Raw genomic sequence first — 13053 nt, 5'->3', positions numbered from 1 at the left:
CCCGCCATTGTTGCTTTGTCACGCCTCGTCAAGCGCAAGGAGAGAGTCTCCATGAATGCATTCCTGCAGAACTTCCTGGATTGGCCGCTGCTCGTCGAGTCGCTGCCGACGCTGATCGGCACGGGTCTCGTGAACACGCTGATCCTGTCGGTGGTCTCGACTGCGCTCGGCATCGTGGCAGGAATGGCGCTGGCGCTCTGCGCCGTATCGCACACGCGCTGGCTGACCTGGCCCGTGCGCGTTTTCGTGGATGTCTTCCGCGGCCTGCCCGCCGCGCTCGTCATCCTTGTGGTCGGCCAGGGGCTGGCGCCGGTGGGACTCTCGCTGTTCGGGCCGAATCCGTATCCGCTTGCGATCGTCGCGCTGGCGCTGGTGTCGTCGGCGTATATTGCCGAGATATTCCGGTCGGGAATCCAGAGCGTCGGACGCGGGCAGATGTCCGCGTGCCAGGCGCTCGGCATGACGTACTGGAGCGGCATGCGTCATGTGATCGTGCCGCAGGGCGTGCGGCGCATTCTGCCCGCGCTTGCCAATCAGTTCATCTCGATCGTCAAGGATTCGAGCCTCGTGTACTTCCTCGGGCTGCTCACTTCGCAACGCGATCTCTTTACCATCGGGCAGAACGCGGCGGTCAATACGGCCAACCTGTCGCCGCTCGTCGCGGCAGGCGCCGTGTATCTGCTCATCACCGTGCCCCTCACGCACACGATCAATCATCTGGACCGCTGGACCAATCGCTTCATCAACCCAGCCGCGCGCCAGCAGAAGACATCGCGCGCCGGGCGCAACGTGCGCGCTGAAGAAGCGCTGCAGTCGCAGACAGCGGCCGTGGCCGAGCGTCGTCCGTAACTCTCACTTCGTTGAAATAAACCATGGGTCCTAAAGTCGACACCGTCGCCGACGATATCAAGCTGCCCGAACGCGCCGATGTGGTCGTGATCGGCGGCGGCATCATCGGCGTATCAACGGCGCTTGCGCTACACGAAAAAGGGCTGTCCGTCGCGCTGTGCGAGAAGGGGCACATCGCGGGCGAGCAGTCGAGCCGCAACTGGGGCTGGGTCCGCGTGACAAGGCGCGATCCCCGCGAATTTCTGCTGAGCATCGAAAGCCTCAAAATCTGGCGCACGCTCGACAGAACGCTCGACATCGACTCCGGCTTCAACCAGTGCGGCATCCTGTACGTATCGAACGATGACGCCGTGCTCGAACGTCACCGTGACTGGCTGAAGCGCGCTCGTCAGATAGCAGGCGACGATGCCTTCGACACGCGCGAAGTGGACACGCATGAAGTCTCACGCCTGCTGCCCGGCGCGACGCAGACGTTCAAGGGCGGCATCTTCACGCCGGGCGATGCCCGCGCGGAACCGCAAAAGGCCGCGCCCGCCATCGCCAACGCGCTGCGACGCAAGGGCGTCAGTATTCTGACGCCGTGCGCGGTGCGCGGCATCGAGACGAGCGGCGGGCGTGCGAGCGCGGTCGTCACCGAACATGGGACGATTCGCTGCGATGCGGTCGTCGTAGCAGGCGGCGCATGGACGCGCTATTTCTGCGGCAATCTCGGCGTGGAGCTGCCGCAACTGCTCACGCGTGCGTCCGTGCTGCGTACCGAACCCCTCGAAGGCGGTCCCACGTGCAGCGCCAATAACGAGGAATTCGCGTTTCGCAAGCGTGCGGACGGCGGCTACACGGTCGCGTACGGCCTGCGTACGCACGCCGATCTGACGCCCGATTCGTTCCGCCTCTTCTTCAAATACATTGAAGCATTGAAGAGTCAGATGGGCGCACTACAGATCCAGATCGGCAAGCGCTTTTTCGACGAACTCAAGCGGCCGCGCCGCTGGGCGCTCAACGAATCGACGGTTTTCGAACATGTTCGTACGCTCGATCCTGACCCCGTGGTGCCATACGTCGACAAGGGTCTCAAGGCGTTCACCGAAGCGTTTCCGCAGTTGTCGGGCGCGCGCATCGCGCAGCGGTGGGCCGGCTACATCGACGTGACGCCGGACGCGATCCCCGTCATCTCCGAAGTCGCACGCGTGCCGGGCATGTTCATCGGCACCGGTTTCTCGGGACACGGTTTCGGAATCGGGCCGGGCGCGGGCCGGCTGATGGCCGACCTCGTCAACGGCGACGCACCGCTCGTCGACCCGCACGCGTTCCGTCTTGGGCGCTTCAGCGACGGCTCGAAGATCACGATCGACGCGGGATTCTGATAAGCGAGGACCAATAGCACATGGAATTGCACCTGGACAAAGTGGCGATGGTGTCGGGCGCGAGCCGCGGCATCGGACGCGAGATTGCGCTGGAACTGGCGCGGCGCGGTTATAGGCTGTCGCTCGGTCTGCGCGATATGCACGCTTACGATGGCGTGCCCGATGCGTTCCTGCATCCCTACGAGGCGCGCGATCCCGAAGCCGCCCGCACCTGGGTGGATGCGACGATCGCGCGCTTCGGGCGCATTGACGTGCTGGTGAGCAACGCGGGCATCTGCCGCATGATCGACTTCGATACCGGCACCGATGCGCTCCTGACCGAAACCTTCGAGATCAACGTGAACGCGCCTTTCCGGCTCGTGCAGGCGGCGCTGCCGCATTTGCGCCGTGCGGGAGCCGGACGCTTCGTGCAGCTTGCGTCGCTTTCCGGTAAACGCGTGAAGAACCTGAACGTCGGCTATCAGATGTCGAAGCACGCGATGGTGGCGCTCACCCATGCGGTGCGCCGTGCAGGTTGGGACGACGGCGTGCGGGCGACCGCGGTATGCCCCGGCTTCGTCAACACGGACATGGCCGCAGGCATCGCCGATATTGAACCGATGGCGATGACGCAGCCGCAAGACCTGGCGCTTCTGGTGGTGAATACTATCGAGTTGCCAAATACGACGAGCCTGGCGGAACTGCTCGTTAATTGCCGCTATGAGGAGACGCTTTAGCGGGCGCCTAAGCTTTATCGAGCTAAAGCAAGCGAGAGTGGCCCAGCTGCCTGCCTGCGTGCAATCTCTGACGCCTATGAGTGTCCGGCGCCCTGCGTGATTGATTCGACGTACTGCTCGACAGACTGAGCACGATAATCGATCGGCGTAGCGCCCAGATACATAACGAGATCATGGTCGCGCGAACTTGCCGTCGCATAGACCTGTGCGCCGAGTGCGCGTGCCCGTTGTACCGAGACGTGTCCTGCCCTCTACTGATAATCGCTGAACCGCGAGGTGGGCTCTTCTACCGTCGAAGTTGGCGTAAAACCCGGCACGTTCGCGCGAAACTGATTGAGCAAACCATTGTCGACCTGCGAAAAGCCCTTTAACTGAAGCTGCATGAGCGCCCGCGTGCCGGTACTCGGCGACGTCGCGGAGCTCGTGGCATTGGTGTACTTCTCAAACGCAACCCCGAATGACCAGCAATCGGCGTCGTACTGAACCCCGAGCAGGCCGGCAATCAGACGATGCGTGCTCATGTCGTAATTGACGCGCGCAACACTCACCACGTTACGCGCAAGCGGCCATTGCCCCGAAACAATGAACTGATTGACCGGCTGGTAATCGAGCGTGCTGTTGGCGCGCGTGTAGCGGTACGCCACATTCAGCACCTGATGTGCGCCGGGAGCCCAACCAAAGCCGGCTTCCGCATGCGTGAGGTAATGATTGGCCTGACTGTACTCAACCGCCTGCTCCGCGCTGAGATTCGGCCCAACCTTGTACGACGCACCCAGAATGATTCCGGTACGCGCAACGGTACTGATCGCGTCGTCCGACTGCAGCGTCACACGCGGCGTGCGAAAGTCATATTGTTCAGCGAGCACGAATCGCGCGCGCTCTTCGCCGCTCACGGGGTCGATGAAACGCGTGGTCAATGCAGCCGTCGCCCGATTTGCATCGGACACTCTGTCGTTGCCGACAAAGCTGTTTGCCATGAAGAGTTCTGCGAGCCCGAAGTCCGCTGTGGCGGTGTCAAATAGCGGAACATAGGATTGGTTGCGATAAGGTGTGTACACATAAAACAGACGCGGCTCTAGCGTCTGAATGTACGACTGCCCGAAAAGTCGAACGCTTCGCTCGAAGCGCATGCCCGAATCGAGGCTGAACGTCGGCACGTTGACACTGAACGATTTCGGCTCGCCTGCAGGCACGTCCGATCCGATGGACGTCAGATCGTATGCGGCGAAATGCCATGCGAGCTTCGGCGTGATGAACCAGCCCGGCCGCTCGATCGGATAGCTCACGTAAGGGTTGAACACGAAACGATTGCCCTGCGTCATATCCGACGACGAGATCGTGAAGCGCGTCGCATCCGCTTCCGCGCCGATGTCGAATCCGGCCACGTTATAGCGTGCGTACCGCACATTGACCTGCGGCTCGCGGTTATACGTCGAGTCACTGGAGAACGACTGCCAGCGCTGCTCCCGAGCCAGTACGGTCCACGGCCCGTCGGAATAGGTCAGTCCGGCTTCCTGCTGGTACAGGGTGGTTGAACCCGTCGGAAAGGCGACGCCGGACGCGAGATCGGTCACTACCGTGGAATCGGAGACGCGGTTGTAATTGACGTATGCGCCAAAGCCCGAGCCGAAGCTCCAGTTGTCCTTGAGCGCAATCGAATAGCGCTGCGTCCTGGTAATCGCATCGTGCGGCAAGAACGCCACGGACAGGGAGCCCGAATCGTTGGGACGCAAGTAACGGTAATCCGCTGTGAGCATCGCGCCCCGGCGCGTCATGACGCGCGGCGTCAGCGTGAGATCGTAATTGGGCGCGAGGTTGAAGTAGTACGGGAGCGCCACGTCTACGCCATTGGTCGAGCTCATCGAGAAAGTTGGCGGCAGCAGGCCGCTGCGTCGCGCGCCCGACAGCGGAAACGAAAGCCACGGACTCGCGAGCAGTGGTATGCCCTGAAAGAACAGCACGCCGTTATGAGCGATACCCTCGTCAGTGCCTGTGTCGATGTCGAACTCGGACGCGTTCACGTACCACGCCGGCTGCGATTCGCATTGACAGGTGCTGTACGTGCCGTGATGCACGACCGAGCGCTCCTTATCCACGAGATCGATACGCCGGGCGCTGCCCCAACCTCCGGTCAGATGGAACCGGTACTTTGGCACGCTGATATAGCCTTCATTCGCGTCCACGTAGAAATGCGCGTCGGGTCCAGCGAACACGTTGCCATCTCGAACAAGCTGAACGTTGCCATAGGCATCGGCCTTGTCCACATCGACGTCGTAATGCAACGCGTCGCCCTTCACGATCGACACGTCGCGCCGCAATTGCGCGTGTCCCTTGAGCGATACGTCGGTGTCCGTCGTGGCCGTGACAGAGTCGGCGAACGCCGAGATTGCCGGCCGATCTTCCGCGCGCATGGGCTGCTCGGTCAGTTGCGGCGCGAGCCGCAGTCCCCATGGGCCATCCACCGATTCCGGCTGTGCCGAGGCGCCGCTCAATTGCGCGTGACCGGCAAGCGGTATGTAGCCGGCGGTGAAGAGCATCAGGGAAACGAGCGGCCTTAAGCGAAAGCGCTGAAATACACTGCGTAGTTTCAAATGAGGTAACGATAGGAAAGAATGAAGGACGCAGCGATGCGAGAGAAATCGCGCCGATGCCCGGCAATGTGCCCGCAACGTGGCGCCCATGTGCCAACAAACGGCGCGGCGTTATTGCAGCGTCGTGCCGCCGGCGCGAGGCTCCTCCGCAGCCACCACGCCGCCAAGCGCTTGCAGCAGATAGGGAATCTGGTCGGCGGGCAATGAGAAGGACAGTCCCGCATTCGCCGATAGATGAAAGCGGATCACCACCATTCCCATGCCGTTCAGCCTGCCGACTTCCCAGCCCTGGCACTGCAGTGCGAAGCCCATCTGCTGATCGTTATGGGCTACGCGGTCGGCGTGTTCTATTGCATTGGGCAGCGCCACGAGCAGATCGTTAAGTACCGAGCGATGCAACGCGGCCGTGGGCTGATTGCCATGAATCAGAAGGTACTGGCCATCGGCAGTTAACTGCATGTCGGTAATCGAATTGAGCAAGAAAGCCGAAATGTCAGACACGGGTTGCGTCCTCTGCCATAGCGCGGGCTCGCTCCACGGTGCCGACCTCATGACGCGATGCATCGCGGCGAACCAACAGCGACACCATAGCGAGGCGCGCGGAAAAGATCGGCGACGAACTGACGCGCAAGATTGCCGCAAAAACTGCCGGTGAAAAATATTCCATCATGACCAACCCTCCAGATCGCGTTATGCGGGTGGCGCAATCGCCGATCTGACAATAGCAGCGTGAATGCGCCGCCGGGTTACACGCGCCCTACGCTTCCTTCATCTGTGTAACGCACAATTTCTACGCCTGTCGTACAAGTCCTCGCGCGGCCGCCTGCCGCCGCATCGTATGGCGCATCAGCCATAAGGGGCGGAAAGTTTTCAGTAACGTCAGGCGCGGCACACGTCCCTATACTTCGCGCTTTCCAGAGCCAAAGACCGCCGTTTCGAAAGCGTTGCTTGCCTTCGAGCGTTCTCATCTGCGCTTTGTGCGCTGTATCAGGACCAGAAACCCAAGATGAATTTTCGAGCCTTAACCAGCCGGCTAGCAGGCGCGCTTTCGTTCGCCGGCATTACGCTGGCAACGAGCCCGGCTCACGCCGTGGAGCCGTTCGTCGTGCAGGACATCAAGATTGAAGGCTTGCAACGCATCGAACCCGGTACCCTCTTCGCCTACCTTCCGATCAAACAGGGAGAGATGTTCACAGAAGATAAGGCCTCCGAAGCAATTCGCGCCTTGTACGCCACCGGCTTCTTCAACGACGTACGTATCTCCACGGAAGGCAACGTCGTCACAGTGCATGTGCAGGAACGCCCAGCAGTGGGAACGATCGACTTCGCGGGTATTCACGAGTTCGACAAGGAAAATCTGACGAAGGCGCTGCGCGCTGTCGGCTTGTCGCAAGGCCGCTCCTACGACAAGGCACTGGTGGACAAGGCGGAACAGGAATTGAAGCGCCAGTATCTGACGCGCGGCTATTACGCCGCCGAAGTCACCACGACGATTACTCCAATTGACCGTCACCGCGTCACGATCCTCTTCTCCGTGGCCGAGGGCCCGAGCGCAAAGATCAGGCAGATCAATTTCATCGGTAATAGCACATTCGATACGGACACGTTGCGCGACGAAATGCAGCTGTCCACGCCGAACTGGTTCTCGTGGTACACGAAGAACGATCTATATGCGAAGGACAAGCTTACCGGCGACCTCGAGCACGTTCGCTCGTACTACCTGAATCGCGGCTACCTGGAGTTCAACATTGAGTCGACACAGGTGTCACTGACGCCGGACAAGAAGGAGATGTACCTGACGGTCACGTTGCACGAGGGCGAGCCATACACCATTTCGTCCATCAAACTGGCGGGTAATCTGCTCGACCGTGAAAGTGAACTGACCAGGCTCGTCAATATCAAACCCGGAGAGCGCTTTTCCGCTGAAAAGCTGCAGGCCGCGACCAAGGCGGTAGTAGATAAGCTTGGCGAATATGGGTATGCGTTCGCCACGGTGAACGCACTGCCGAAGATCGATCAGCAGCACCATACGGTCGATCTCACGTTGCAGGTGGACCCAAGCCGCCGCGTGTACGTGCGCCATATCAACGTCACCGGCAACACCCGCACGCGCGACGAAGTGGTACGCCGCGAAATGCGTCAACTGGAGAGCTCGTGGTTCGACTCGAACCGGTTGATGTTGTCGAAAGACCGCGTGAATCGTTTGGGCTATTTTACCGATGTCGATGTGACCACCGTGCCGGTAGAAGGATCGGCGGACCAGGTGGATGTGGACGTCAAGGTCAACGAGAAGCCGACCGGCGCTATTACGCTCGGCGCGGGCTTCTCATCCACCGACAAAGTCGTGCTTTCGGCCGGCATTTCACAGGACAACGTATTCGGCTCAGGCACGAGTCTCGCTCTGAATGTGAACACGGCAAAGACTTACCGTACGCTTTCCCTCACGCAAACCGACCCCTACTTCACCGTGGACGGCATCAAGCGGATTACGGATGTGTATTACCGCACCAGCTATCCGCTCTACTACTACACCGACACGAGTTTTCGCATTGTTACCGTGGGCGCTGATCTGAAGTTCGGTATTCCGTTCTCCGAAGCGGACACTGTCTATTTCGGTTTGGGACTAGAGCAGAACCGGTTGCGCACGGATTCCTCGACGCCACAGAGCTACAAAGACTACGTTGCCGAATTCGGCAACGTAGTCAACAACGTGCCGATTACAGCAGGCTGGGCACGTGACAACCGCGACAGCGCACTCGTGCCGAGCCGTGGCTACTTCGTGCAGGCCAATAGCGAAATTGGCACGCCGGCCGGAGGCACCGAGTACTACAAGACCGACGTTCAGGCGCAGTACTATTACTCGTTCTCGCGCGGCTTCATTCTGGGTATGAATCTTCAGGGCGGTTACGGCAATGGATTTGCCGGCAAGGCGTATCCGATCTTCAAGAACTACTACGCGGGTGGGATCGGCTCGGTGCGCGGCTATGAATCGGGATCGCTGGGTCCGACCGACAAAACAACGGGCGATCCGATCGGCGGCTCGCGGATGGTGGTGGCCAACGTCGAAATGACTTTCCCATTGCCCGGCACCGGATGGGACCGGACGTTGCGCGTGTTCACCTTCCTCGACGCCGGCAATGTATGGGGCAACGAGGGTAACAGTACGGGCGCCAATGGCTTGCGCTACAGCTATGGCGCGGGGCTCGAATGGATATCGCCGATTGGCCCACTCAAACTTTCGCTCGGCTTCCCGGTCGTCAAACACGCTAGCGACAAGTATCAGAAGTTTCAGTTTCAGATCGGCACATCGTTCTAATGTTAAGGGCGAGAGAAGCCGGGCTGACAAAGCAGCCCGGCTTTTCACGCAACAACACACTCAGCTAAAAACGGTCAGAAGCGGTGAATAACGCCCACGCCGAAAGCGAACTGATTGCCTGTGGACGAAGGCGCGGAATTGTAGCCGTCACCAAGCGTCGCGGTCGCGTCGATGATTTGCCCAGCGCCGTTGGTGCCAAGCGTCTTGCCCTTCGCGTGCTGATAGGCCTCCAGTGCATACAGGCCAGTACGCTTAGACAACGAATAGTACTGGGACAGGTTGAACTGGTGATACTGCGCGCTGTCCTCAATGCCGTTCGCGCGGGTAGTACGCGTGTAGCTGTAGCCCGCGCCGAAGTCCCATGCAACTAGCGGCTTCCAGTGCAACACGAGACCACCCGTATTGAAGATCGCCGTGTCGTGGAACTTCGAACCCGTGCCCGGAATGTATTGAACATTCGAGTACGTGGCCGTGACGTCCCACGCGCTATTGAACGTATAGCCGCCACCCACCGCGAAACGCTGTTGCGCCTGCGCGGTCTGATAGCCATTCGTCAGCGCCGATACCCCGATCTGCGAGCCGCCGTTCGTGGTCGTCGAATCGGCGCCCCAGGTGCCGCCGCCCAACGTCGAGTTATTGATGCGCGAGAAGCCGACCGCAAGGCCGATCGGACCCAACGCATATTGCGCCGCCGTCGACCACGTCGAACCGCGGTTCGTGCTGCCCGCCACGCCGCCGAGCGAATAGGAACCGCTGACAGTCAATCCGTACAGCTTGGGCGAGGTGTACTCCAGCGTGTTATTTGCACGGTAAATCGTATCCAGCCCGTCGATGTCGCCAGGATGCGCACCGTAGTAGCCGGTGAGCCACGTTGTCGGGCTGTAGGGTGAGAGCATCTGGTAGTACGACGCATATTGGCGTCCCGCCGTGAACGTGCCGTACGCCGGGTTGGTCACACCGACCCACGCCTGGCGACCGAACATCGCGTTGGTGTACTGCTGTGCCCCCGTGCCCGAGTTAAAACCCGATTCCAGCTGGAAAATGGCCTTGGTGTTGCCGCCAAGATCTTCCCCGCCTTTCAGACCGAAGCGGCTTCCAGCCCACACCCCCGGCGCGAGCTTGACAGCGGATTTGCCCCCGCTCGTCGAGCCGAGCGTAGAAGTCTGATTGCTGGTGTAGGAAAGGCCGTTATCGACGATACCGTACAACGTCACGCTGCTTTGCGAGAAGGCCGGTACGGAGGCCGTCACTGCTGCACCGAACAGCACGGCGTCGATTCGCCTAAGACTTATTTTCATTCTCCAGATCTCCAGTTGCTACGTCTTTGTTGAAATGCTTTTTTGCGTCACTGCTCGCGGCGGTTGGACAAAACCGCCGCGTTACTGCGCTTGTCTTTCGAACCGGCGTTTCACTGTCAAAGCGAGCGGCACAGTAAAGAAGATGTGCGACATGAATCCGCCGATGATCACCGCGGGGTCGTAGTAATTTGGGTGGTTGTCCGAAGCGATCATGATGGCCACGTGCATGACGATCCACGCGAGCACCGCATAGCCGAGGGCTACCAGCGTCGCTTCAACGCCGCGTCGGCGGAAGTACGGCCAGATCGCGGCGAACAGCACGCCCCAGGCAATCGCGAATACGAAGTGAATGCCTGTTCCCACCACATAAGCCCACACGCCAATCGACTCCTGCACCGCCTTGCCGAACACAAGGCCCGTTGCGTTGCGCGGAATGCCGGCGAGCGGCATCAGATGCTGTGCGCCGACCCATATCAACGCCTCGTAGATCCAGATAATGACTGCGCCGAGCAATCCGCCCGCAACACCGGCGCGAAGCATTGCCTGCCGGCTTGGCCATATCCACGCGGATGGCAGATCTGTCCGGTTCAGCTCGCTTCCGCTTACATTCAAATTGCCCACGTCTACCCCCTTTGTGAGCGCGCCGAAAAGCGCGCTCTGCCATCACACCGGATGCGAGAGCGGGCGCACAAGCGAAGGCCACCAGCTCTCGCAGGACTCAGGAATGCCGACTTATGCGTCGGCAACCGGACTACTGATGAAGCGCAGCGCAAGCCGGTTCATCATGATTGCAACGGCCGGATGAGCGCGGGCCAATCGGATAGGTGGGAGGAAGTCTCAAAAGCGTCCTCGTCACGCTCTTGGGATACGAAGATAGAAATTACGCAGGGTTTTGAAAAGTACGGGTAAACGTGTGACGGGTGGCGAATCGTCGGCGTGAAAGCCATCTATATGCCCTTCCACTATCTTTCGCCCGCGTTGAAAACCGCATCGAGCCGGGCTGAGTTGGTATCCCAATTGCCGTCCGCGATTGCGCAGAAGCAAAAGCGAAACACCCATAGCGATAAACAGATTGGATGCCATCGAAACTAACTAGCAAGTTGCTATTTCGCGCGTAGTGCCGTGAATTTTGCGTGGCTACACTCGACAGCGTCCAATGATGCCGATGACGATGAACGAAACGACACAGCAGGCTATCGTTCAGACCTTACGCGAGAAGATCGTGGCAGGAGAATTGTGGGTGGGCCAATGCGTGCGAGGCTTTTGCATTTGATCGCGGGCGCCGCATGACGCACCGCACATCGCCGATTCGGTTCAGGAGGGCGGCAACTGCGCGGGCATCTGAGCCATATCCGACGAGGCATGCACAAATGCTCGCGCGAAGGAAACGGCGCGCGTAGTTGCGCAAGACCTGTTCAATCTTGCGCGACTACGCGCGTCCTGGCTTGTCGTCGATACTGGCAGCGCAACGCGTGCCGAGCTGGCCGAATCAGAACTTGTGACGGATACCGACGATCGCAAGCGCTTGCGAATCGGTGCCGTTGTAGCCATACGAACCGATCGAAGCCTGGGCGTCCTGCGTCGTGCCATCCGCGAGCCGCTGCGTGCCGCTCGCGTGCTGGTAAGCCGCAACTGCGTAGAAGTCGGTGCGCTTCGAGATGTTGTAGTCCGCGCCGATGCTGACCTGGTGGTAATGCGCGGAAGTATCGCCGGATGCCGCCGTGTACGCATAGCCGACGCCCGCGACCAGTGCCGGCGTAGCCTGGTACGCAACGAACGCCTTACCGCTGTTGTACTTCTCGGCACTGGTAAAGGTCGACGAAGCGTCGCCCTTCAATTGCGTGTTGCTATACGAAGCGCCGAGCGTCACGGGACCGATCACGTATTGGCCGCCAACCTGCGCGATGCTGACCGACTTCGCCGTCACGTAACCGTCGTTGATATGGCTGTCGAAGATCGAATCCGTCGTGCTGCTCGCCCAGCTCGTGCGCGCACCGGTCGCCGACGCATTGGTCGCACGCAGGTAGCCGCCGGCGAGCGAGAACGGACCGTTGGAATACGACACCGCGCCGCTGTAGGTGTAGCCCTGACCCGCCTGGCCCGCGACGCCGCTGAATGCATACAGGCCTTCGAACTGCAGGCCGCCGTAGGTCGGCGACACATATTTGACCGCGTTCGACACACGAGCGCTGTTGTCGTTGTTGTCGACGTCGCCCGGCGTCGCGAAGGCGGACCCGAAGAAATTATCTGCCGTGACGCCCTGCACCATGTCGACGATCGGATCGTACTGGCGGCCTGCCGTGACCGTGCCCCACGTAGCGCCGGTCAGCCCGACGAATGCCTGCCGGCCGAACTCGCGCGAACCCTGACCGAGCTTACCGGTACCGACGTCGAAGCCGTTTTCCAACGTGAAGATTGCCTTCAGCCCGCCGCCGAGCTCTTCCTGCCCCTTCAGGCCCCATCGGTCGCCGCTCAGGTTGCCGTTGAGCATGCCGGTGAGGTTGCTGCCGGAATCGGCGTTATGTACGTAGCCGATACCGGCGTCGATCACGCCATACAAGGTCACGCTGTTCTGTGCATGCGCGGATCCTGCCGCGACCAGCAGTGCGAGAGACGCCGAAGTCAATGCTGTCTTTTTCATACTTGTTCCTTCTATTGAAGTTCCGATAAAGGCATTACGGGTTCGCAGCATACATTGATCAATTGAAATTTCAATAAAAGTGTTTGCTAATAAATACACAGTTAGCATGCCCAAATAAAACAAATAATTAAGGGCTATGTGCGAACACATAGCCCCGAGTCCGGCGCAACACCTTCTCTGCGTGGAGTCGTGGAGAAAGAACCGAACGTGGCGAATTTAGTGATCGGCAAGCGCGGCGTCAAGCCACCATGGAATAACTTTCCTTGCTTAATCTTTCA

9 protein-coding genes and 2 pseudogenes are annotated in these 13053 nt (G+C 60.0%); 5 read left to right on the top strand and 6 right to left on the bottom strand.

Features of this window, described 5'->3' with window-relative positions:
• The first annotated feature begins 51 nt into the window (after nucleotides 1–51).
• Genes H281_RS0113260 through H281_RS0113250 form a run of 3 tightly spaced genes read left to right on the top strand, consistent with a single transcriptional unit; the run spans nucleotide 52 to nucleotide 2929 of the window.
• Entirely contained in the window at nucleotides 52–849 is a 798-nt protein-coding gene (locus H281_RS0113260) for an amino acid ABC transporter permease (protein ID WP_020067597.1), read from the top strand.
• Nucleotides 850–872: 23 nt separating this feature from the next.
• Complete coding sequence (locus H281_RS0113255; protein WP_020067596.1) at nucleotides 873–2213, top strand: NAD(P)/FAD-dependent oxidoreductase; 1341 nt, start codon at nucleotides 873–875, stop codon at nucleotides 2211–2213.
• 20 nt (nucleotides 2214–2233) lie between these two features.
• On the top strand, nucleotides 2234–2929 hold the full coding sequence (locus H281_RS0113250; RefSeq protein WP_020067595.1) for an SDR family NAD(P)-dependent oxidoreductase: 696 nt from the start codon (nucleotides 2234–2236) through the stop codon (nucleotides 2927–2929).
• A gap of 83 nt (nucleotides 2930–3012) precedes the next feature.
• Here the strand turns inward: H281_RS0113250 and H281_RS37280 are convergent.
• The 3 genes and pseudogenes from H281_RS37280 to H281_RS0113235 form a co-directional block, all read right to left on the bottom strand.
• A pseudogene (locus tag H281_RS37280) lies at nucleotides 3013–3174 on the bottom strand (quinone oxidoreductase); the annotation flags it as partial.
• Nucleotides 3175–3180: 6 nt separating this feature from the next.
• The gene (locus H281_RS0113240; protein ID WP_020067593.1) at nucleotides 3181–5466 is read right to left on the bottom strand and encodes an LPS-assembly protein LptD; all 2286 of its coding nucleotides are present in this window, start codon (nucleotides 5464–5466) and stop codon (nucleotides 3181–3183) included.
• A gap of 165 nt (nucleotides 5467–5631) precedes the next feature.
• Entirely contained in the window at nucleotides 5632–6021 is a 390-nt protein-coding gene (locus H281_RS0113235) for a hypothetical protein (protein ID WP_020067592.1), read from the bottom strand.
• A 505-nt stretch (nucleotides 6022–6526) separates the two neighbouring features.
• Between H281_RS0113235 and bamA the strand changes: the two genes are divergently transcribed.
• Entirely contained in the window at nucleotides 6527–8836 is a 2310-nt protein-coding gene (gene bamA / locus H281_RS0113225) for an outer membrane protein assembly factor BamA (RefSeq protein WP_020067590.1), read from the top strand.
• 74 nt (nucleotides 8837–8910) lie between these two features.
• Here bamA and H281_RS0113220 read toward each other — a convergent pair whose 3' ends face one another.
• The gene (locus tag H281_RS0113220) at nucleotides 8911–10134 is read right to left on the bottom strand and encodes a porin (RefSeq protein ID WP_020067589.1); all 1224 of its coding nucleotides are present in this window, start codon (nucleotides 10132–10134) and stop codon (nucleotides 8911–8913) included.
• Nucleotides 10135–10215: 81 nt separating this feature from the next.
• Complete coding sequence (locus tag H281_RS0113215; RefSeq protein WP_020067588.1) at nucleotides 10216–10674, bottom strand: hypothetical protein; 459 nt, start codon at nucleotides 10672–10674, stop codon at nucleotides 10216–10218.
• Between the two features lie 631 nt (nucleotides 10675–11305).
• On the opposite strand from H281_RS0113215, the pseudogene H281_RS37655 reads away from it, so the two are divergent.
• Nucleotides 11306–11383 (top strand): annotated as a pseudogene (locus H281_RS37655) (GntR family transcriptional regulator); the annotation flags it as partial.
• A gap of 240 nt (nucleotides 11384–11623) precedes the next feature.
• On the opposite strand, the gene H281_RS0113210 reads toward H281_RS37655, so the two are convergent.
• On the bottom strand, nucleotides 11624–12775 hold the full coding sequence (locus H281_RS0113210) for a porin (RefSeq protein WP_020067587.1): 1152 nt from the start codon (nucleotides 12773–12775) through the stop codon (nucleotides 11624–11626).
• Between the last annotated feature and the right edge of the window lie 278 nt (nucleotides 12776–13053).

Origin of the sequence: Paraburkholderia caledonica (assembly GCF_000383275.1) — a bacterium.
Classification (GTDB): Bacteria; Pseudomonadota; Gammaproteobacteria; order Burkholderiales; family Burkholderiaceae; genus Paraburkholderia; species Paraburkholderia caledonica.
The sequence above is the reverse complement of the archived record's forward strand: the minus strand, read 5'-3'. Positions and strand labels throughout refer to the sequence as shown.

Bases quoted from the DNA above. Each gene is read 5' to 3' on its own strand.
- H281_RS0113260 (WP_020067597.1), top strand. From the start codon at position 52: ATGAATGCATTCCTGCAGAACTTCCTGGATTGGCCGCTGCTCGTCGAG.
- H281_RS0113255 (WP_020067596.1), top strand. From the start codon at position 873: ATGGGTCCTAAAGTCGACACCGTCGCCGACGATATCAAGCTGCCCGAA.
- H281_RS0113250 (WP_020067595.1), top strand. From the start codon at position 2,234: ATGGAATTGCACCTGGACAAAGTGGCGATGGTGTCGGGCGCGAGCCGC.
- H281_RS0113240 (WP_020067593.1), bottom strand. From the start codon at position 5,466: ATGCTCTTCACCGCCGGCTACATACCGCTTGCCGGTCACGCGCAATTG.
- bamA (WP_020067590.1), top strand. From the start codon at position 6,527: ATGAATTTTCGAGCCTTAACCAGCCGGCTAGCAGGCGCGCTTTCGTTC.
- H281_RS0113220 (WP_020067589.1), bottom strand. From the start codon at position 10,134: ATGAAAATAAGTCTTAGGCGAATCGACGCCGTGCTGTTCGGTGCAGCA.
- H281_RS0113215 (WP_020067588.1), bottom strand. From the start codon at position 10,674: ATGCTTCGCGCCGGTGTTGCGGGCGGATTGCTCGGCGCAGTCATTATC.
- H281_RS0113210 (WP_020067587.1), bottom strand. From the start codon at position 12,775: ATGAAAAAGACAGCATTGACTTCGGCGTCTCTCGCACTGCTGGTCGCG.